The organism is Haloarchaeobius ordinarius, from assembly GCF_051801355.1.
Taxonomy (GTDB): domain Archaea; phylum Halobacteriota; class Halobacteria; order Halobacteriales; family Natrialbaceae; genus Haloarchaeobius.
Genome location: NZ_CP196560.1, coordinates 1,146,182 through 1,165,935, shown reverse-complemented (window position 1 = coordinate 1,165,935; position 19,754 = coordinate 1,146,182). Strand labels below are relative to the sequence as shown.

General features: G+C 65.5%; 24 protein-coding genes. 13 read left to right on the top strand and 11 right to left on the bottom strand.

The annotated features are described in order from the left end of the window. Position 1: 1 nt before the first annotated feature. Both ACSC1R_RS06045 and ACSC1R_RS06040 read left to right on the top strand, forming a co-directional pair. The gene (locus ACSC1R_RS06045) at positions 2-721 is read left to right on the top strand and encodes a type 1 glutamine amidotransferase (protein ID WP_439028179.1); all 720 of its coding nucleotides are present in this window, start codon (positions 2-4) and stop codon (positions 719-721) included. Between the two features lie 88 nt (positions 722-809). Next, a complete protein-coding gene (locus ACSC1R_RS06040) occupies positions 810-1,646 on the top strand; it encodes a hypothetical protein (protein ID WP_439028178.1) in 837 nt (278 codons plus the stop codon). Positions 1,647-1,648: 2 nt separating this feature from the next. Here the strand turns inward: ACSC1R_RS06040 and ACSC1R_RS06035 are convergent, their stop codons facing one another. Next, on the bottom strand, positions 1,649-3,802 hold the full coding sequence (locus ACSC1R_RS06035) for a PAS domain S-box protein (protein WP_439028177.1): 2,154 nt from the start codon (positions 3,800-3,802) through the stop codon (positions 1,649-1,651). Positions 3,803-4,060: 258 nt separating this feature from the next. On the opposite strand from ACSC1R_RS06035, the gene ACSC1R_RS06030 reads away from it, so the two are divergent. Further along, positions 4,061-5,224 (top strand): acyl-CoA dehydrogenase family protein, encoded by a 1,164-nt coding sequence (locus ACSC1R_RS06030; protein ID WP_439028176.1) that lies wholly within the window; start codon positions 4,061-4,063, stop codon positions 5,222-5,224. 1,017 nt (positions 5,225-6,241) lie between these two features. Here ACSC1R_RS06030 and ACSC1R_RS06025 read toward each other — a convergent pair. Continuing rightward, complete coding sequence (locus tag ACSC1R_RS06025) at positions 6,242-6,670, bottom strand: hypothetical protein (RefSeq protein WP_439028175.1); 429 nt, start codon at positions 6,668-6,670, stop codon at positions 6,242-6,244. Positions 6,671-6,792: 122 nt separating this feature from the next. Between ACSC1R_RS06025 and ACSC1R_RS06020 the strand changes: the two genes are divergently transcribed. Further along, complete coding sequence (locus ACSC1R_RS06020; protein WP_439028174.1) at positions 6,793-7,701, top strand: winged helix-turn-helix domain-containing protein; 909 nt, start codon at positions 6,793-6,795, stop codon at positions 7,699-7,701. 244 nt (positions 7,702-7,945) lie between these two features. On the opposite strand, the gene ACSC1R_RS06015 is transcribed toward ACSC1R_RS06020, so the two are convergent. Next, a complete protein-coding gene (locus tag ACSC1R_RS06015; RefSeq protein ID WP_439028173.1) occupies positions 7,946-8,434 on the bottom strand; it encodes a universal stress protein in 489 nt (162 codons plus the stop codon). 144 nt (positions 8,435-8,578) lie between these two features. On the opposite strand from ACSC1R_RS06015, the gene ACSC1R_RS06010 reads away from it, so the two are divergent. Together ACSC1R_RS06010 and ACSC1R_RS06005 are read left to right on the top strand one after the other, a co-directional pair. After that, complete coding sequence (locus tag ACSC1R_RS06010) at positions 8,579-9,451, top strand: hypothetical protein (RefSeq protein ID WP_439028172.1); 873 nt, start codon at positions 8,579-8,581, stop codon at positions 9,449-9,451. 140 nt (positions 9,452-9,591) lie between these two features. After that, positions 9,592-10,770: an MFS transporter gene (locus ACSC1R_RS06005; protein WP_439028171.1), complete on the top strand. Its 1,179-nt coding sequence runs from the start codon at positions 9,592-9,594 to the stop codon at positions 10,768-10,770. A 17-nt stretch (positions 10,771-10,787) separates the two neighbouring features. Here the strand turns inward: ACSC1R_RS06005 and ACSC1R_RS06000 are convergent, their stop codons facing one another. Then, positions 10,788-11,201 (bottom strand): universal stress protein, encoded by a 414-nt coding sequence (locus ACSC1R_RS06000; protein ID WP_439028170.1) that lies wholly within the window; start codon positions 11,199-11,201, stop codon positions 10,788-10,790. A gap of 85 nt (positions 11,202-11,286) precedes the next feature. Continuing rightward, positions 11,287-11,754: a cupin domain-containing protein gene (locus ACSC1R_RS05995; RefSeq protein ID WP_439028169.1), complete on the bottom strand. Its 468-nt coding sequence runs from the start codon at positions 11,752-11,754 to the stop codon at positions 11,287-11,289. 72 nt (positions 11,755-11,826) lie between these two features. On the opposite strand from ACSC1R_RS05995, the gene ACSC1R_RS05990 reads away from it, so the two are divergent. From ACSC1R_RS05990 to ACSC1R_RS05980, 3 genes are read left to right on the top strand one after another with little or no spacing between them, the layout of a single operon-like run. Then, positions 11,827-12,147, top strand: coding sequence for a tRNA-binding protein (locus tag ACSC1R_RS05990; protein WP_439028168.1), 321 nt, complete (start codon positions 11,827-11,829; stop codon positions 12,145-12,147). 53 nt (positions 12,148-12,200) lie between these two features. Continuing rightward, positions 12,201-12,524 carry a 4Fe-4S dicluster domain-containing protein gene (locus ACSC1R_RS05985; protein WP_439028167.1) on the top strand — a complete coding sequence of 108 codons (324 nt, stop codon included), beginning with the start codon at positions 12,201-12,203 and terminating at the stop codon, positions 12,522-12,524. Between the two features lie 59 nt (positions 12,525-12,583). Next, positions 12,584-13,258, top strand: coding sequence for a DUF7827 domain-containing protein (locus ACSC1R_RS05980; RefSeq protein WP_439028166.1), 675 nt, complete (start codon positions 12,584-12,586; stop codon positions 13,256-13,258). Between the two features lie 32 nt (positions 13,259-13,290). Here ACSC1R_RS05980 and ACSC1R_RS05975 read toward each other — a convergent pair whose 3' ends face one another. Then, a complete protein-coding gene (locus tag ACSC1R_RS05975; RefSeq protein ID WP_439028165.1) occupies positions 13,291-13,452 on the bottom strand; it encodes a DUF6757 family protein in 162 nt (53 codons plus the stop codon). Positions 13,453-13,532: 80 nt separating this feature from the next. After that, positions 13,533-14,312, bottom strand: coding sequence for a PHP domain-containing protein (locus tag ACSC1R_RS05970; RefSeq protein ID WP_439028164.1), 780 nt, complete (start codon positions 14,310-14,312; stop codon positions 13,533-13,535). Positions 14,313-14,448: 136 nt separating this feature from the next. Here ACSC1R_RS05970 and ACSC1R_RS05965 point away from each other — a divergent pair, with 136 nt between their 5' ends. Further along, complete coding sequence (locus ACSC1R_RS05965) at positions 14,449-14,739, top strand: DUF5789 family protein (protein WP_439028163.1); 291 nt, start codon at positions 14,449-14,451, stop codon at positions 14,737-14,739. 36 nt (positions 14,740-14,775) lie between these two features. Here the strand turns inward: ACSC1R_RS05965 and ACSC1R_RS05960 are convergent, their stop codons facing one another. Further along, a complete protein-coding gene (locus ACSC1R_RS05960) occupies positions 14,776-15,783 on the bottom strand; it encodes a DUF5784 family protein (protein ID WP_439028162.1) in 1,008 nt (335 codons plus the stop codon). 304 nt (positions 15,784-16,087) lie between these two features. Between ACSC1R_RS05960 and ACSC1R_RS05955 the strand changes: the two genes are divergently transcribed. Continuing rightward, positions 16,088-16,264 (top strand): DUF5786 family protein, encoded by a 177-nt coding sequence (locus tag ACSC1R_RS05955; RefSeq protein ID WP_439028161.1) that lies wholly within the window; start codon positions 16,088-16,090, stop codon positions 16,262-16,264. On the opposite strand, the gene ACSC1R_RS05950 is transcribed toward ACSC1R_RS05955, so the two are convergent. Genes ACSC1R_RS05950 through ACSC1R_RS05940 form a run of 3 tightly spaced genes read right to left on the bottom strand, consistent with a single transcriptional unit; the run spans position 16,261 to position 18,834 of the window. Next, positions 16,261-16,974 carry a DUF7530 family protein gene (locus tag ACSC1R_RS05950; protein ID WP_439028160.1) on the bottom strand — a complete coding sequence of 238 codons (714 nt, stop codon included), beginning with the start codon at positions 16,972-16,974 and terminating at the stop codon, positions 16,261-16,263. The genes ACSC1R_RS05955 and ACSC1R_RS05950 overlap by 4 nt on opposite strands. Beyond that, a complete protein-coding gene (locus ACSC1R_RS05945; protein ID WP_439028159.1) occupies positions 16,974-17,894 on the bottom strand; it encodes an NAD(P)H-binding protein in 921 nt (306 codons plus the stop codon). The genes ACSC1R_RS05950 and ACSC1R_RS05945 overlap by 1 nt, the downstream gene beginning before the upstream one ends. A 55-nt stretch (positions 17,895-17,949) precedes the next feature. After that, the gene (locus ACSC1R_RS05940) at positions 17,950-18,834 is read right to left on the bottom strand and encodes a YkgJ family cysteine cluster protein (protein WP_439028158.1); all 885 of its coding nucleotides are present in this window, start codon (positions 18,832-18,834) and stop codon (positions 17,950-17,952) included. Between the two features lie 206 nt (positions 18,835-19,040). Here ACSC1R_RS05940 and ACSC1R_RS05935 point away from each other — a divergent pair, with 206 nt between their 5' ends. Both ACSC1R_RS05935 and ACSC1R_RS05930 read left to right on the top strand, forming a co-directional pair. Next, positions 19,041-19,322, top strand: a complete 282-nt coding sequence (locus tag ACSC1R_RS05935) for a hypothetical protein (RefSeq protein ID WP_439028157.1) — start codon at positions 19,041-19,043, stop codon at positions 19,320-19,322. Between the two features lie 25 nt (positions 19,323-19,347). Continuing rightward, positions 19,348-19,575 carry a DUF7561 family protein gene (locus ACSC1R_RS05930; protein ID WP_439028156.1) on the top strand — a complete coding sequence of 76 codons (228 nt, stop codon included), beginning with the start codon at positions 19,348-19,350 and terminating at the stop codon, positions 19,573-19,575. The last annotated feature ends 179 nt before the right edge of the window (positions 19,576-19,754 follow it).

Genomic DNA, 19,754 nt, shown 5'->3' with positions numbered 1-19,754 from the left:
GATGAGTCGAGTTCGTATCGCACTGCTGAACGCCGCACACGGTGACGAGAACACCCGCCGCAACTTCCGGCGGGAACTCGACGCCGACCTCGTGGAGTTCAGCGCAACCGACGGCCACCTGCCGGACCACCACGACTGGGACGGCGTCGTCGTCACAGGGTCGCGCTCGTCCGTCTACTGGGACGAAGCATGGATTCAGCCCACCAAACAGTGGGTCCGCGACGCCGCGGACGAAGGGCTGCCCTGTCTCGGCGTCTGTTGGGGACACCAGCTCCTCGCCGACGCCCTCGGTGGCCGCGTCGTCGACATGGGCGAGTACGAAATCGGCTACCGCACGGTCCAGCTCTCGGGCGACAACCCGCTCCTCGAGGGACTCGACGGCGAGTACACCGTCTTCACGACCCACTCCGACTCGGTCGTCGAACTTCCGCCCGGTGCGGTCGAAATCGCTCGCAACGACTACGGGAACCACGGCTTCCGCAAGGGCCACGTCTTCGGCGTGCAGTTCCACCCCGAGTACGACACCAGAACGGCCCGCGAGGTCACCCTCGGCAAGGACGAACTGCCCGACGAACGAAAGCAGGCAGTCGTCGACGGCATCACCGACGAGAACTACGCGAAGGCCTGTGAGGCCAAGCGCCTGTTCGAGAACTTCACCTCGTACGTCCGCAAGGTCGACCAGCTACCGGACGGGTCGACCTCGGTCGCAGCGTCTGACTGACCGGGGGTGACACGGGCCGGTCGCCCTCGTTCGAATTCTCGGTGTGTTGAAAATAAGACCTATTTTCGTCCGGAACGCTCACTTGGGTATGGCAGATTCACATTCTTCCGGGCTCGGTGCCCTTCGTCAACCAGAGTACACGGGTGAGAACCGCTGTTGGCCCTGTACGACGGTCAACACACTCATCGCGGTCGTGCTGAGTGTCGTCGTCGCGGCGGTCGCGAGTACCGCCCTCGCGACATCGACCGCGGCCGGACTCGGCCTCGTCGTCTTCTTACTGAGTCTCGCCGCCATCTGGCTCCGGGGCTACCTCGTGCCGGGCACACCGGAGCTGACGAAACGCTACATGCCCGACTGGCTGCTGGCGTGGTTCGGCAAGGAACCCGAACATCCGCTCCCGAAGGCGGGCGACGTGCGCGACGTGGAACCCGAGACGTTCCTCTCCGAGGCGGGCGCCATCGAGCCATGTGAAGACATCGACGACCTCTGTCTGAATCCCCAGTTCGCCGAGCGCTGGGACGCGATTCTCGCCGAGACCGACGACGAGGTCGACCCCGAAGAGGTCCGCACCGTCTTCGGACTCGACGGCGACGGCGAGTACGAGGTCGTGGAGTACGGTCAGGGTGTGGTCCTCCAGCGCGGTGCCCAGCGCGTCGGCGAGTGGCCCTCCCAGACGGCCCTTCGCGTCGACGTGGCGGGTGCCCGCGTGCTCGCCCAGACCGCGACCGAGTCGTGGGCCGAACTCGACCCCGTCGCCCGGGGGGCGGTGCTGAACGGACTCCGCATCTTCCTCGAAGAGTGTCCCGGTGGCGGCCCCGTCGAGATGAAAGAAGAGACCGTCGAGTCGTGCTGTAACTCCTACGAGGTCGTCGCGCTCATCTGTGCGGACTCGGGCGACCGCGTGCTCGAACAGCGCGTGAGCTGACCTCAGACGAACTCGACGCCCCGTATCTCGAACCGCGCGCCTTCTGCGTCGACCGGTGCCGTAATCTCCCAGCCGTGGGCTTCGACGATCGACGCCACGATACTCAACCCGAAACCGGTCCCGTCCTCGCGGGTGGTGAACCCATGCTCGAACAGCCTGTCGCGGTCGTCGTCGGGGAACCCGGGGCCGTCGTCCGCGACGAAGAACCCGTCGTCGAGCGTGCCGACGGTGACCGTGACCGTCTCGTCGCCGTGTTCCACGCTGTTCCGGAACAGGTTCTCGAAGAGCTGGGTGAGCCGGTCCGCGTCGGCGGAGACGACCACGTCGGCGTCGGCCTGCAGGGTCGCCTCGCGGGTGTCCACGTGGTCCCAGGCTTCCTGTACGACCTTCGACAGCGAGACCGGGGCGAGGTCGGCGACCGCGTCGCCCTGGCGGGCGAGGACGAGCAGTTCGTCGACGAGGTCTCGCATCCGGTCGAGCGCCCGCCTCGCCTCGCGAACGTTCTCGTCCTCGCCGTCGGCCAGCGCGAGGTCGAGGTAGCCGCTGGCGACGTTCATCGGGTTGCGGAGGTCGTGGCTCACCACGGACGCGAACTCGTCGAGGCGCTCGTTCTGGCGTTCGAGTTCGCGTTTGCGCTCGACCGCGTCGGTCACGTCCTGGATGACGACCATGCCGGCGACTCCGTCGTCCCGGCTGGCCGACACCGGGACCGTCTGGAACCGGTACGTCTCCCCGTCCATGGAGACCTCGAACTGGTTCTCGAGGCCCCGGACCGCGTCGCGGTAACTGGCGACGACCGCCTCGCGGATGTCCGGGGGGAGCAGCTCACCCGCCTCATGGCCGACGAGGTCGTCACTGGACCGCCCGGAGACCGGCAGGGTGTCCGGCTCGACCAGCGTGTACCGCAGGTCGCGGTCGAAGAGCGCGACCATCCCGTTCGGGAAGTGCTCGGCGAGCGTCCGGTACAGTTCCTCCTGGGCGAGCAGGTCCCGCTCGCGGGCCTTTCGCTCCGAGATGTCGCGGGCGATGCCGGCGACCCCGATGAACTCGCCGTCGCTCCCGTGGATGGGCGCGAACACGGACTCGTACGGTATCGACTCGCCCCACTTCGTCACCAGGTCTCGCGCCGCGGTCGTCCCGGGCTCGATGGCGTCGAGGCCCCCGAGCACCGACCCGAACTCCTCGTGGCTCGAATCCGAGAGGTCGAGCGGATTCATCTCCGCGAGTTCCGCGTCGGTGTATCCCGTCACCTCGGGGAGTCGCCGGTTCCAGCGCTCGAAGGTCCCGTCGGTGCCGATGAGGAAGAACACGTCCGGGAGCGCGTCGATGACCGACTGGGTGAACGCCTGCTCGTTCGCGAGTTCGCGTTCGCGGGTCACGCGCTCGGTCACGTCCCGGCAGACGATGATGCGCTCGTCGAACTGCTCGGCCTCGTCGGTGCTGCCCGCGTGGAGTTCGACGACGCGTTCCGTCCCGCTCGCCGTCTCGCAGCGAACGGTCTGCGTCGGCGGTTCCTCGCCCGCCAGCAGCGCGTCCAGTATTGGCTCGACGCGCTCGGCGTCCCAGCACGCGACGGACGTAAACGGCTGCCCGACGACGTTCTGGCGGTCGAGCCCGAACCGATCGGTGAACGCGACGTTGGTGTCGAGCACCGTCCCGTCGTCGTCGACGACGACGATGGGGTCGGGGACGTGCTCGAACAGGGCGGCGAGTCGCCCCTCGCTTCGCCGTCGCTGGGCCTCCAGTTCGAGCGAGAGCGAGCGCGTGTGGAGCAACCGGTCGACGCGACGGGCGAGGTCGGGCTTCGAGACTGGGGTCGCGAGCAGTTCGTCGACGGTCGACCAGACCGACGCCGGCAGCGCGCTCGGTTCGGACTCGAACGAGACGAGCAGGTAGGGGAGGTACGCCGGCCGGACCGCCGCCTTCTGTCGGTCGAGGCGGTCCCGGTACCGGCCGAGCGACTGCTCGTCGAGGATGCACAGGTCGAACGGTTCGGAGAGCCGGTCGATGCCGGTCACGACCTCGTACTCCCTCGTCAGCCAGTCCGCGAGCAACTCCCGGTCCCTCGCCGGTTCGACGAGCAGGAGAATCGTCTCGGTCTCGCTCCGGCGGCCCTCGCCGGTTCGTTCGACTCCACCCGTCGACCGCCCGCTCACACTGACCCCCCAGACGCGTCCGGCGAAGCCCTGGTCAGTGCCCTGCAGTTCACAACTATCCTGTTGATTCGAGCCAGAGGGCTAAACCTTGACGGCAACACGTCTCAGCAGTCGAGAACGTCATCGCGGGCCACCCACAGTCGAACTGTCGGGACGACCGCCGCGACGGGTCGCCGGTCGGGCCAGCGCCGCTCGCGGACCCGGCAACACTTGCGTCGATTTAGGAGTACTTTTCTGCGCGGACTACCCAGGCGACGTATGCTCGATTACGTCGGCCTGGAAGCGGACCTCGGCGAGGAAGAGCGGATGATTCGCGACTCCGCCCGTGAGTTCGTCGAGAACCGCGTGCAACCCGACATCGCACAGCACTTCGAGGAGGGTACGTTCCCGACAGATATCATCACCGAGATGGGTGAGATGGGCTTTTACGCCCCGAACCTCGACGGCTACGACCTCCCGAACGTCTCCGAGACCGCCTACGGCCTGCTCATGCAGGAGCTCGAAGCGTGTGACTCCGGTCTGCGCTCGATGGCCAGCGTGCAGGGCGCACTCGTCATGTACCCCATCCACGCCTTCGGCAGCGAGGAGCAGAAAGACGAGTGGCTCCCCGAGATGGGCCTGGGCGAGAAGATCGGCTGCTTCGGGCTCACCGAGCCCCAGCACGGCTCGAACCCCTCCGGGATGGAGACCCGCGCCGAAGAAGCCGACGGCGGCTACGTCCTCAACGGCTCGAAGACGTGGATTACGAACGCGCCCATCGCCGACGTGGCCATCGTCTGGGCTCGCGACAAGTCGAGCGAGGACAATCCGGTGCGTGGGTTCCTCGTCGAGACCGACCGCGACGGCTTCTCGGTCAACAAGATTACCGAAAAACTCTCGCTCAGAGCGTCCATCACGGGCGAGTTCGGCCTCAACGACGTGTTCGTCCCCGAGGAGAACGTCCTCCCCGGCGTGGAGGGGATGAAGGGCCCGCTCTCGTGTCTCACGCAGGCCCGCTACGGCATCGCCTGGGGCGCAGTCGGCGCGGCGCGGGACTGCTTCGAGACGGCCCGCGACTACGCCGTCGACCGCGAGCAGTTCGGCGGCCCCATCGCCCGGTTCCAGCTCCAGCAGGAGAAGCTGGCCGAGATGGCCACCCAGATTACCACGGCCCAGCTGCTGGCCCACCGCCTCGCCGACCTGAAAGAGCGCGGCGACCTCCGCCCGCAGCACGTCTCGATGGCCAAGCGCAACAACGTCCGCATGGCCCGCGACCAGGCGAGGGTTGCGAGAGAGATGCTCGGCGGCAACGGCATCACCTCGGACTACTCGCCGATGCGCCACATGGCGAACATGGAGACGGTGTACACCTACGAGGGTACCCACGACATCCACACGCTGATTCTCGGGCAGGATCTGACTGGGATTGCAGCGTTCGAGTAAGTACGAGAACGACCTGCAATCGCAGTCAGCAACCGGCATCGCCGCCTTCGAGTAGGCACTGGCACCGAAGACACGTCTCTCGTTTTTTCGGTACCGTATCCGGTAGTTATCACGCGTCGTCTCGACAGAAGCGAAGTGATCTGCCCGGGTGAGACCCGCAACAGATGACCGGAGGGCATGGCGAATAGAAAGCGCGAGTTCAGCACCCGCCGCTCGTTTGATTCGGCTTCGAGTCACTGAATGCGCCGATAGACCGAGGATGCATATGCAGCAGAATGCCGTGGGAATGGGAACTGCTGAATCAGTAGACCCAGAGGGGCGCTGTACGAACCCAGCCGCTGAATCGACTTCATACTACACGGTGCAGTGCTTCACGTGACGTCCCTCGTCGCTGGCTCGCTGGTCGAAGACCGAGTCACGGTCCGCCATACGAATCCGTTGACGACGGCCCACGCCAGTCCAAATGGGATCATCAGACCAGCAGCTAGTGCGATTGGCTGCCCCGTAATTACCGTGATAGCGCCCCCTACGAGGACGCCACCAGGGAGCGCAGCGGCGAGAAACAGGGCAGGTAACGCGGGGACGGTATCCGTTCGCCATGTCGAAACGCCCACCAAGAGACTCCCGAATGCGAGCACGAATAGGCCGATGAAGAACACGAGCGGAATACGACTCGATATCGACACTGGGAGGAACCCACTGGGAAAGACGCTGCCCGGCAACAGCAGGACGAGCCCCAGTACCGTGATCGATACACCGTAGCGTCCGAAACGACCGTGCCGTCCCGCACAGAAGCGATGAAGTCCGACGACGCCAGCGCCCAAGAGAAACACCGAGACGCCCACCACGCTCAAAAAGAGTCCCGCGAGCGACCGCACGACAGGTACGTTCCACCCGGCGATAGCGAATACAACACCGACTGGCGCAAACGCCCAGATGAGGCCACCGATGACTCCAGCACCACTCAACCAGCGTGTACGCCTATCCCCGCCAGTTGCCCGAGTCATATGTCCAGCGCTACCCATCGTTATTCTTTGCCGACCAGAATACGGCCAGTTGACCGTCCGAAAGGACGACGGCCCGGATAAGATTCAACCCGGTTCGTTGGTCGTCTTCGATTCGAACGGTCTCTCGCTGGCCGTCCATGATTTGGGCTTGCACTCCGAACCCGACGCTCTCGCCCGGATCGTCGAACGAGCCGCTACTCTGTTCGTTGGGGCCAAGTGTGACCGTTCGTTCGAAGTATGACTCTCCGCCATCAGTATTGACGACAGTGAGTGAGAGTTCCTGCGATTGACTGCTCTGATTATCGAGTAACACACCGATCGTCCCGTCTTCTACCAACCCACCGTTGTCGCCACCGTTCTGACTGCACCCTGCGATGGATACGAGTAGTGCTGTCCCCGCACCCCCGAGTAATGCCCGTCGTGTAAATTGCTCCGTCATCACTCGAAATGACGGAAATGGTGCCTTAATCGTTTCCGAGAATAATTTTGTATTCCACAGATGACACCACAGGTTTCGAAGGAACCTACTGTCTTAACTCAGGTCGATACGTGTTCTCTACCATGTCAGGAGAACAGTCTACAGACCACCTCCCCCACGAAGCGTTCCAGGCCATCGGAAACAAACTACGTGTCAAGATTCTTTCTACCCTCGTCGAGTACGAGCGGGCGACCCTCGATCCAGCATCGATATCGTTCGCAGAATTGCGGAATCGGGTCAACGTGGACGATCCGAGCAAGTTCAATTACCATCTCAAACAACTGCGAGGCCAGTTCGTCGAGAAGACGGCGACCGGGTATCGATTGACCAATGCAGGGCGACGTGTCGTCAGTGCCGTCCACTCGGGAGAACTGACATCGGTAACGCAGAATCGAACTGCCACCACCGGCATCGACTGTCCCGGTTGTCAGGCACTGCTGGAGGCGTCCTACGAGATAGACCATTTCGAATTGGGGTGTCCCAATCACGGTACTGTCGGTCGCCTCCCACTCCCGCCAGGCGTCGCCACCAATCGAGCTGGAGAGCGACTTTTCGAGGTTGCGTCGTTGTGTGGCGAATGGTACCTGGCAGCCGTCAAACGCGGTGTCTGTCCCCTCTGCTTGGATCACGTCGAGGTCACGCTCCCGGTTGAGGACAGTCCGAATTTCACCGAGGCGTGTGCCTACGCGCAACTCGAAGCGGAACCGCTCGTTGAGTTCACGTGCACAGGGTGTTGGATGAGTTTGTACGCTCCGGTCGGCGCTGTCGTTGCCCGTCATCCGGCAGTGACGACACTGTTCTTCACGAACGGGATCGATCTCTCGGCGAAGTCCATCTTTGAGATCGACTACATCTGGTCGGACGACATCGTCTCATCCATCGAAACTGACCCGACCAGAGTCACGCTCGAAATTGGCTTCGAACACGACCAACTGCAACTCGTCCTCGACGATCGTGCACAGGTCGCTTACACGGAGATGGACAGCAGGTAGTCGGCTGCCGTTCCGGTGTGTTTGGATCGGTTCTACTGCCAGTTGTTGAGTATCGCCGGCGAGGTGTTCCTGCATGGTATAGTGTACGCTACATCCACCCTCTGAATCAACCGAACCAGCCGTTCCCTAGCTGGTCAGTGATTGACGCCCGGTTCGTACCCTCGATTCAGCAACCCCACAACGAAGCATCAGCTACCATTAAATTCGAAAGAGTGGCCGTCGACCGTGGTAGCAGGACAGTTCCCTACTCGGCGTCGCCGCGGACGAAGGTCACGGGACAGTGCGCCGAGAGCATGACCTCCTGGGCGGTGCTGCCGAAGACGGCTTTCCCGGTCGGCGAGCGCTTGCGGCCACCGACGACGACGAGGTCGGAGCCTTCCTCCTCGGCCAGTTCGGCGATACCCTGGCTGTACTCGCCGAGTGCGCCGCGAACCTCGTAGTCGATGTCGGCGGCGTCGAGGGCACTGCCCATGTCGCGGACGACGTCGAACCGGCGGGCGACCACGTCGGGGGTGACCTCGGAGTCGGGTCCGAAGTTGAGCATCGCGCGACGCTCTTTGTACTCCTCTTTCGTGAACACGTGGCCGAGGACGACGCGGGCACCGGACGGGCCGGCGAGGTCGACGGTCTTCTCGGCGAGTCGCTCGACGCGGTTGGCGTCGCCGGGTCCGAGTGCGACGAAGATAGTCTGGAAGCCTGTCTGGGTCTGCTCGGTGGCGGTACTGGTCTGCATAGCTACCCGTACTTCCCACGCGGCGATAAAAGTTCCGAAAACTTTACTCAGAATCGAGTAAAGAATTGTCGTGAAAGTTCATCCCGGTTCTCCGGGCCCCACGACCCGACAAAGCACTTACCAGTCGACCCAAAAATACCGGCTATGCCCTCCCGTAGACGAGTCCTCCAGACCGCCGGCACGGCCCTCGCCGGGGCTGCTGCCGGCTGCGTGTCGGACAGCGGTGACCCCGTCCCCGGAACCGACCAGCCGACCGATGATTCGACCGACCCATCGACCACCGACGGCTCGCCACACCTGGCCGCGACGACGGTTCGACCCGAAACGGTGCCCTCGGGGGCGACCGTCCTCGTCCAGTCCGAGGCGCTGTTGAACCTCGTGCACGAGGCGGCGGTCGCCGACGAGCGCGTCGACCTCGACTGGAACGAAGCCGACGACAGTGACGAACCGCTCCCCCTCGGTGGCTTCGAGTACGTCCAGTTCGACGGCGAGACGTACGACCCGAACGCGAAATTCGTCCCGTTCGCGGGCGAGGCCAGCTACCAGTACCGACCGACCAAGGTGACCGAGAACGAGGTCGACGAGGCAGACGGTGTCGTCTCCGTCGCGAACCTGACGGGGAAAGAGAAAGACATCGCCGAACAGCTGGTCTCGGGCCAGCCGTACTCGGTGGGGATGCACGAGAAGAAACCATCGGCGGCGTACACCTTCGAGCGGAACCAGTACGTCCGCTCGGGGAACGAGACGTACAGTATCTCGGTCCTCGTCGGCGACAGTGCGCCCCACCACATGCTCCGGCTGGACTCGGCCGACCCGCCGTCGGACGCGAAGGTCGTCACCGTGGCCGACGACTACGTCCCCGAGAGCCTCCAGGGGTCCGTCTCGGCCGCCGGGGAGGACGGCACAGCCGAACTCACTCCGTCGGTGGCCGACGAGTTCACCAGTCTCCTCGACGGAATTGACTACGTCGTCACCGTCGGCGCGGTGGCCGAACTCGCGGTCGTCGGGACGGCCTGACTCGCTCCCCGGCTGACTCGCTGCCCGACTGACCGCCCGGCGACAGGCAACCGCGCGACAGCGACACACGGGTGTCCGGAACCGACGGCCTCTTACAGCGACGTCGGTGACGAGTAGCTACTGCGATTACAGACACCAGCATGGCATTCGCGTGGCGCTACCGACGGACCGTCCTCCTGTTGAGCACGCTCGCGTTCTTCGCGACGATGGCCGGTCGCCTCGTCATCAGTCCGGTCGTCCCGGCCATCACCGACGAGTTCCACGTCTCGAAGTCGCTCGTCGGCCTGGCCCTCACCGGTCTCTGGATGTCGTACTTCGCCGCCCAGTTCCCGAGCGGCGTGCTCGCGGACCGCTTCGGCGAGCGACCAATCATCCTCGTCGCGGTCGGCGGGACGGCCGTCACGAGCCTGCTGCTCGCGCTCTCACCCATCTTCGCCGTGTTCGTCCTCGCGACGGTCCTGCTCGGTGCAATCGCCGGGTTGCACTACAGCGTGGCGGCCTCGCTCCTGACCCGGACCTACGAGGAGACCGGCTTCGCGCTCGGCTTCCACAACGCCGGCGGACCGGCAGCCGGGCTGGTCGCGCCGGTGGCGGCCGCCTGGGTCGGCGTCCGGTACGGCTGGCGGCCCGCGGTGGCCATCGGCGCGGCCGTCGCGCTCCCCATCTTCGCGCTGTTCGCGTGGCGGGTCCGCCCGACCGAACCTCGTCGACCGGACCAGCCGATGCGCGACCGGTTCGAGCGCGAGCCGCTGCTGGAACTGCTCTCGCGCCGGAAGATCGCCTTCACCGTCGCGCTCGCCGTCGCCGGCGCGTTCGTCTGGCAGGCGACCGCGTCGTTCCTGCCGACGTTCCTCGTCGAGTATCGCGGGCAGTCCGAGACCGTCGCGGGAGCCGTCTTCTCCGCGTACTTCGTCGTTCAGGCGGTGACGCAGGTCGGCGTCGGGTCAGCATCGGACCGGTTCGGCCGCGAGGTCGCGACGGGCGGCTGTATGCTCCTCGCGGCCGCCGGCTTCGTCCTGCTGGTGGCCGTCCCGGGGACCCTCGCGCTCGTGGCCGCGCTGGTGCTCGTCGGGACCGGCCTCGGCTGGGGCGGCGCACTCTTGCCGCGGGTGATGGACCTCCTCGACGACACAGAGCAGGGCGCGGGCTTCGGGCTCGTCCGCACAGTGTACGGTGTCCTCGGCTCGGTCGGGTCGGTCGCCACAGGGACGGTCGCCGACGTGTTCGGCTGGACCGTCGCCATGGGGATGCTCATCGGACTCCTCTCGCTGGTGGTCGTCGCGCTCGCTGTGAACTGGGCGTTCGACCTGGGTTACTGAGGAGCGAAAGAAGGAACTCAAACCGTCAGCACCGGCCGGTCACCCTCGGTGACGACGCGGTCGGTGACGCTCCCGATACGTTTCGTGTGGCTCTGCCCCTGGTAGCCCATGACGATGATGTCGGCGTCGACCGCGTCGGCGTACGAGAGTATCTCCTGATGGGGGAGGCCGTGACAGAGTTTGCACTCGAAGCCGAGGCCGTACTCGTCGGCCTTGCTGGCCATGTCCTCCATCAGCCCGGCACCCCAGTCTTCGAGGTCGTCGATGACGAGTTCGGCGCTGGAGAGGGCGGGTTCGTCGTAGACACTGGTATCGACCACGAACAGGGCGTGCAGGTCAGCACCGTACCGGTTGGCGATGTCCAGCGCGTAGGCGGCCGCGCGCTCGGCACCGGCACTGCCGTCCGTCGGGACGAGGATTCGTTGGTACATGTGGGAGGTAGGGCCGCAGAGGCATTAACAAAGTTGTTTGCTAACACCGAACACGATTTCGCTGGCGGCACGGCCGGCACCCGCGTCAGTCGAATCGACCCGTCTCGGTCCCGCAGTCGACACACAGCGTGACGATGGCACTCCTGTCGGCGGTCAACTCGATGGACTGCTCGGTTCGCTCGCCGCAGTCGGGACACTCACGGACCATGTGCAACTCGCCAGCTTCCTGTGGTGCGCCCATGGCGAGGACGGTCGCCCGGTCGTCGTGCTCGTTCGTCCCGAGCTGTGACTCGCCGGGGGCGAAGCGGATTACCTCCCCTGCCTCGACCACCACGTCCCCGTCTTCCGTCTCGAAGGTGACGGTGCCCGCCTGGACGTAGAAGACCTCCTCCTGAGCACCGTGGCTGTGGTAGCCGAACCCGAGGCTGTCGCCGGGCGCGAGTTCGTAGTAGTTGAGCGCCATGTCCGTCGCGCCCAGCGCGTCGGTCAGACGTCGCTTGACGGTAGCCGGGCCCATGCGCGTGTTCACGTCCTCGATGGTGACCTTCTTCATGCGAGCGTCGACGCACGGGGCGAGCAAAAAGGCAGGCGACGATTTAGGTGGGTCGCCCGCGTCGACGCTCGCATGAGCAGTCCGTTCGACGTGACCATCGAGGTCGCCGAGGTGCTGTCGGCAGAACCGTTCCCCGAGGCGAGAAAGCCCGAACTCGTCAAACTCACGCTCGACCTGGGCGACCGCGAACTCCGGTCGGCGGCCCAACTGGGCTACCACCACGAGGTCGACGAACTGGTCGGCCGTCAGGTGTTGTGTGCCACGAATCTCGGCACCGTGAACATCGCGGGGTTCGAGTCGCAGGCCCTGACCGTCGGTGTGCCCGGTGACGACGGCAACCCCGTCCTCGTGACGCCCGACGACGACGTGCCCCTCGGCGGTGAACTGTACTGAGTCGGGTGATTCGAGCCGGGCGGTTTATCCCGGGTGCGAGCGAAGGTCCGTGCATGGCTATCGACCCGAACTTCCACGAGAACCGCGAGGTCGTCGACGAACACGAGGGACACAACGTCTGGGGACCGGTCGAGGAACCGGAGACGCTGGGCATCCACGGCACCCACGTCGCAGTCGACTTCGACATCTGTCTGGCCGATGGGGCCTGTCTGGAGGACTGTCCGGTCGACGTGTTCTCCTGGGTCGACACGCCCGGCCACCCCGAGTCCGAAATAAAGGCCGACCCAGCCCGCGAGGCACAGTGCATCGACTGCATGCTCTGTGTCGACGTGTGCCCGGTCGACGCCATCGACGTCGACGCGAGCCGAACCGCCTGAGACACGATTTATCAGGCAACAGGTATTTACTGTCGCCGAGCATCGATTCGAACGGTTCCATGAATCGCACAGCCCTCCAGAGCCTCTGCTGTCTCGCGCTACTCGTTGTCGCGACGGCCGGGGCACCAGCCGCGGCAGCGACCGCACCGAACGCATCGTTCGACAGGGACACCTACGAAACGACTCTCGACCAGGAGGTGACGCTGAATCTCGCCCTCAACGGGACCGAGAACGCGACGGTCACACTCGGCAGCGAGGACGCCGGGTTCCAGATGAACGTGACCGTCCGCGACAACACCAGTGACGGACAGGTCGAACTCACCATCTACACCCAGCGACTCGGCATCCGCGCGCCCGCGAAATCCGTCGAGGTCGCCGGGAACGACACCGTCGTCTCGGCGGACGGCGACACGCTCGGCGGGGCCATCGACCCCGGCGCGTACCGGCTCTCCGCGTCCGTGAACGGCACCGAGACGGACAACGCGACCCTCTCGGTCACGGCCGAACAGACGGCCACGGCGACCACGACGGCCGCGACCACGACCGCTCCCGGGACGGAAACCACGATGAGCACGGAGACGTCGATGGGGTCCGGCACCACCGCAGCGGCCGGTGACGGCACCACCGCAGCGGCCGGTGACGGCGACGACTCCGAGGGGTCGACGCCCGGCTTCGGCGTCGGCGCGGCCCTGGTCGCACTCACCGCTGCGGTGCTCCTGGCGAGACGACAGTAAAGCAACGACGAGAATCGACTCCGACTGCCGGCTCAGGTCCGGTCGACGTCGACCTGTTCTTTCAGCCGCTTCAACTCGTCTGCTTCCGCGAGTTCTTCCAGCCGTTCGCGGAAGTGCTCCTCGCAGAGCCCGACCTTGATGCCGTTGGTCTCGGCGGCGAAGGCGGCATCCTGGTCGCAGTAGTGGCACTTCATGAACTCACCTTGGTCGTCAGGGGAGTTGAACCCTGCGTTCGCGGGTGACCAGTGACACGTTCGTGGACGTGACAGGGGCGTCAGTGGACGAACGTCGAGACGACCTCGTACTCCTCGGCCGAGAGGCCTGCGAGGCCGAGTTCGTGGTCGTGCGCGTCACTCCCGCCGGTGACGACGAGGTCGTACTCCTCGACGGCGGCCTCGACCGGCGCGGTGTCGACCGGACGGCCGTAGTCGTAGTAGCGTTCGACGGCCGGGAGGTCGGCACACAGCGCGAGTGCGGCCTCGGGGTCGGGGTACCGGAACGGGTGGGCGAGCGAGACGAGTCCGCAGGCGTCGAGTAGCGCCTCGCGGCCGCGCTCGAAGCTCGGCACGTCGCGCGGGACGTAGCACGGGCAGTCGTTCCCGATGAGGTGGTCGAAGGTGTCGTTGTAGTCGTAGTCGGTGTCGGGGTGGTCTGCGACGGCGCGGGCGATGTGGGGACGACCGAGGCCCTCGCGGCCCTCGATGCCGAGCGAGACGCCGAGACGGTCCTCCACGCAGTCGATGATGGCCTGCCCGCGCTGGATTCGGTCCGCCTGGATGTGTTCCGTGACGGCCGTGAGCGCGTCCGTCTCGCGGACGCCGTAGCCGAGCAAGTCCACGCGCTGGTCACCCGCGTCGACCCGGAGTTCGATGCCGTGAATCACGGTTACGCCGTCGCGCTCCGTGACCGGCGCGTCGAGGCCCGGATGGGTCCGGTCGTGGTCCGTGACCGCGACGACCGAGACGTCGGCCTCGGTGGCGGCCACCGGTACCTCGTCGAGTTCCATCTGGCCGTCGGAGTTCGTCGTGTGGACGTGGAGGTCCGCATACACCATGGGAGGAGTTCGTCGGCAGGGACTGATACCCCCTTCGACACGGTGTTTTATCACGATTAATGAGTAAAAGGGACCTCCGAGACACCAAGGTCGATTATGGACAATGTTTATAATTATCTTTCACACTGTTTTGGGTATGTTCCGGAACGGAACCGACGACCGCATCGACGCACAGACCTACCCGATGACAGCCAGCGAACTCCGCGAGCGACTCGGTACGGAAGAACTGGAACTGTGTGAGGGGACAGAGACGGTCGAACAGATCCTCGACCGACTGGAGTGCGACGAGACGTTCGAGACCGCAGAAGACGTTCGCTTCACGCTGTGGGGCGGCGTCTCCGAGCGCGCCATCGGCCGTAAGGGCTACTCCGACCGCGACCCGACGCCGACGGGGAGCCCGCACGCACCCGACACCGTCTCCTTCTAACTCGGTCGCGGCTCTCGTTCTACCACGGTTCGCAGCTCAGACCCACTCGACGACGCCGTCGAGGTCGAGCGGCACGTCACCCTTCTGGTAGCCTTCGACAGAGCCGTCGGGCCGGACTCTGTACACCACCGCCGGCTTGTGTCGCACGTCCGGCTGCTCGCCGCGGACCGCGGCCCACTGGTCGTCGAGGAAGTTCGAACAGTCCACGAACATGACGACACCGCCGCCGTGGTTCGCGAGTTGCCCGCTGGTCTTCACTTGCGCAGTATCGCGAACCGCCGCGACTGGCGTGTTCGCGCTCCGGCGCGAGGGCGAGCGCGGGCGCGTCACCTCGACGAGGACGTTCGTCCCGTCGGGGGCCCTCGCCCGGTAGTCGAGGAAGTGCCCGGTCGTCACCTCGATCTCTGGTGTCACGCTATATCCCGCATCGGTGAGTATCTTCGCTGCGGCGAACTCCGAGATCGCCGAGGCCATCCGCGTCCGGTCGACGTGCTGGCTCGTCCCCAGCTTACCCGCCATCTCGTGGCGGTAGTCGTCGAGCGTGCCCGGCTTGAGAACGGATTCGAGGTACGACAGCGCTTCGTCGCGGTCGGCGTCGGGGAAACCACAGGCGTAGTCCCGGAAGAACTCGCGGGTGCTCTCGCGGCCGTCTTTAGACATGAGAACGGGCAGGAAGAACCACGAGACGTGCGGATACTCGGTCAGCCACGGTTCGGCGACGGCGAGGTCCGCCAGCAGTTCGCGCTGGGCCCACCGGGCGATGGGGTACGGGACTTCCTCCCACTCGAACTTGTTCGTGCGCCAGAGCGCACTCGGTGTCTCGGTGTTGCCGAGCCAGTACGCCTCGTCGTCGTTCCAGACGAACAGGGCGATGTCGCCGTTGTCCATATCGAATCTGACACCCTCCCAGCCGTTCGGGGGCCTGTAGTGCGGTGTGCCCATCTCTGCGCCGATGTTCTGGTCGAGCGACGAGAGCAGCTGCTGACGAACGCGGTCGCGATGCCAGCGTTCGGTCGACCGACGGAAACGGAGGGGTCGTGCCACGCAGGCGGCTACGATGTCCCATCTTAAACCTCGTTCGGGTCGACGGACCGACCAGTCGTGGTCGACGAGACCAGTCCAGTTCGAGTTCCGTCGGGGATTCCCGTACCGGTTCGAACGAGTCACTACCGAAACACCGGCAGCCAGTGTTATCGAAGACACGGAGTTTCACGGGAGATTTCCAGAAATTCGCGGTCGAAGACGACAGTCGGCGACCCGTTCGACAGGTACACAGACATATAGGATATTCGTACAAAATCGGCGATACCTTCATATACATCAATAACAAATTGTGTTTTCGAGTACCATGTCAATGGGTGCCTATGACGACGACGAACACGAGCGGCGCGAGCAGAAGTCCACCCAGGTGGACACTGATTTCGACGACGAACGGACAGTGTACCACGGCAAGGTGGAGTACGACTCCGGCGATTCCGCGGACGACCTGCTCGCGCAGTTCAAAGAGATAAAAGGCGACGATTAAGCGAACCTTCCCCGCAAGCTCAATCCTACCGACAGTGACGTCGCGGCCGTGACCGCACAGACGTGTGCGACCAGCACCGCAGCCAGCACCGGTCTGTCCCAGACGAACGGCGCGAGCACCAGCTGTGCGACCGCGAACCCGAGGTTCAACAGGTCGGTCCGGGCGAACGCCCAGGCCGTCCCCTGCGGGAAGTCGTACACGTAGGCCCGCCAGATGGCCGTGACGGCGGCCCACCAGCCCGTCCCGATGCGGTAGGCCACGTCCCACAGGATGAGCAACATCAGGTACACCGCCAGCACCGGCGGGTCCGGGCCGAACAGGGCGGTTATGATGGGGTCTGCCGACCGCGCGGGGTCGAAGACGAACAGGTGCGTGACGAGCGCGATGAACGCGAGCACACCGAGGACGACCTCGACGCTCGACCCGAACAGCAGGCGCTGGTAGTTCGCCGGTGTCGGTAACCGACGGATAGACGCTCCCAGCCGGAGCATCAGGGCGCTCCCGATGGCGGCGACGATGACGGCGGCCGTCCCCGGTAACACCGCCTGCCAGAGGTCGTACAGCCAGGCGACGAGGAGTATCGACGCCTCGAAGACGGCGATCTGGATGGTCACCGCGGTGCGCTCGGAGATATCGACACCGGGCAAGGCACCGACGATGCTCTCGTACACCCACGTCTCACCGAACTCCTCGGCCAGTCGCTCACCCATCAGTTGGCCTCTGGCATCGCGGTCGGACGCGACGCTGCATCCTCGCCCAGTGCCCGTTCGACGGCCTCGTCGAACGGGGTCAGGTCCACGTCGACGAACTCGTGGATGCGATTCTCCGAGCAGACGACCGGATTTCGCAAGCCCGTGATGAGCGGGCGCGCCACGCTCTTTGGCACGTCGGTCACGAGGTTGACCCAGTGCGCCGATAGTTCCGGCGAGAGTACCGGCACTGGCACGACCCGGAGCCGTCGACCCATCACCTGGGCAGTGCGTTCGAGCATCTCCTGGTAGGTGAGGATGTCCGACCCACCGATTTCGAAGGTCCGGCCCGCCGTCTCGGGGGATTCGAGGACGCCGACGAGGTACGCCACCACGTCGTCGATGGCGATGGGCTGACACGGGGTCCGGACCCACCGCGGCGTTATCATCACCGGGAGACGACTCACCAGTTGGCGAATCATGTCGAAACTGGCACTGCCCGCTCCGACGATGATGGCCGCCCGGAGCGTCGTCAGGGCGTACGGGCCGCTCTCCAGGACGTGTTCGACCTCACGGCGCGACCGCAGGTGCTTCGAGAGGTGGTCGCGCTCCTCACCCAGCCCACCGAGGTAGATGACCCGCTCGACGGTCGAGCCACTGGCAGCGTCGACGAAGTTCCGGGCGGCCCGCCGGTCGCGCTCCTCGAAGTCGGGGCCAGAGTGCATCGAGTGGACGAGGTAGTACGCCGCCTCGACGCCGTCGAACGCGGGTGGGAGGCTCTCGTAGTCGAGCAGGTCGCCGACGACCACCTCGACCTCGGACGGACCGTCGTAGCGGGACGGGTCACGCACGAGGGCGACCACGTCGTGGCCGGCGGCGACGAGTTCGGGGACGAGTCGGCTTCCGACGAACCCGGTCGCACCGGTGACGAGCACACGCATGTGTTAGCAAAGTTCACCCGCCGGCATAACAGTCACCCCCGACGCGCCCCGCGGCTCACTCGACCGCGTCCCAGCCGGGCGTCGACGGAGCACCGTGGACCTCCTCGACCCCGGCCGCGAGGACGCTCACGGAGGCCAGAGAGCCGATACCGCTCGACAGCGCTTCCCAGTCGGCGAGCGCTCGACCCGCCCAGGAGTTCGCGTCGAGTGCCAGCTCGCGATAGCGGTCGTAGTGGGACTCGCTTCGCCCGGTGGTCCCAGGGGCCGACGCAGCCGCGGTCGCCACGAACTCGGCGCGGTCGGTCCGGGTCAGCCCGCGGGTGAGTGCCCGCCCGACGACCCCGTCGAGGTCCCCCGGGTGTGGGTGGACGAACACCTTCTCGCCGAGGGCCTGGGGGCCAAGGAGCAAGCTCCCCGCCGATTCCGGCGGCTCGTCGTCCCGAAGTCGCTCGCCGCCGTACTCGGCCTCGACGCGCTCGCACTCGGTCTCCCGGTCCAGCAGTAGATTGTGCCCCGGGTAGTCGGCGCACTCGCTCGGGTACAGGTCCGACCCGTGGATTCGACACTGGAGGGTGTCGGGGTCGAGGAAGACGCAGGTCCGGAGCCAGCGCTCCCCGTCGATACCGAACGGGGCGACCGGTTTCGGTGTCTTGCGCAGGCCGACGAAGAACGCCGGCTTCCCGTCGACTGCGGCGATCTGCCGGCCGTCGACCGCGACCCCCTGCTCGTCTTCGGCGAGCCACAGCCGCGGGACGAGCACGTCCGCCAGCCCTTCCTCGCAGTAGCGCCGGACCTGCTCGCGGGCCAGCGGCACCAGGTTGTACGTGTCGTCGAGCGGTCGGTGCGGCCCGCGTCGCTCGTGGTCGTGCGTCTCCGGGTGGTCCGAGAGCGGTCGCCAGTCGATGCAACAGCCGGCGCACCCCTCGCAGTTCACCTCCATCTGTGTCGAGTTCGCTCCCCCGCGGCAAAAGGTCGACCCTGTGCATCGCAGGTCCCACCCCGCCGATTCGGATAGTCGATGGTCATTCCTCCGCCACGGTTCGTCTGACGGCCGTCGGACGGGGCGTTCGTCGTATATAAATAGATTTCAGTAGGGCTACGTTTTCCACCCAAAGACATAACATAGATTTCCAATAAGGAGATGATATGGTGGCGGCACGACCACGGACGGTGGACCCCCTGTTCAACCGGGAAACGGTGGTGAGCTTCGCGTTGTTGCTGTCGCTGGTCGCACTGGCGGAACTCACCACGGTCGCAGCACTCGACGTTCCGGGTTCCCTGCTCATGAGCGGCTGGACGCTCCTGAAGCAGGCGCTCCCGACCGTCGAGCAGACCACGGCGACGGTCGCGTTGCTGTTCGGGACGTACCTGTACGCACTCGCCGTCGGCCTCGCCTGGTGCGTCCGGCGGGCCGGACAGAAGGACTAACCACCTCGGGCACCTCGATTCGGGCGTGAGCAGAGACCCCTGCGACGGATGTGGCAAACCCGTTCCAATCAGCGGTGGTATCGCCAACCTCTGGAGTTTTGCCGGCGACGAGGCCGGCGGCATGACGCTCGAGTTCGACAGCGACGGCTCCGAACACTTCCTCTGTTTCGACTGCATCGAGCGCCTCCCCGACGACCCGACTGCCGCCGACGTGGCGGCGATTTCTGAGGCTGAGGCCCGCGACGACGACTGATTTTGCCAGGTGGCGCGTGAGCAAGCAGTCCGCCGAGCGACAGCGAGGCGTGCTGTGCCGTCCACGCGAGGGATGCGGAGCGGACCGGAGCGCCAGCGGAGGGAGCACCGCAATCGGCTGGGGAGGGAGTGGTGCGGAGCGGTGCTGTGCGGTGCGGTGGTTGTCCCATTTCCATCGGC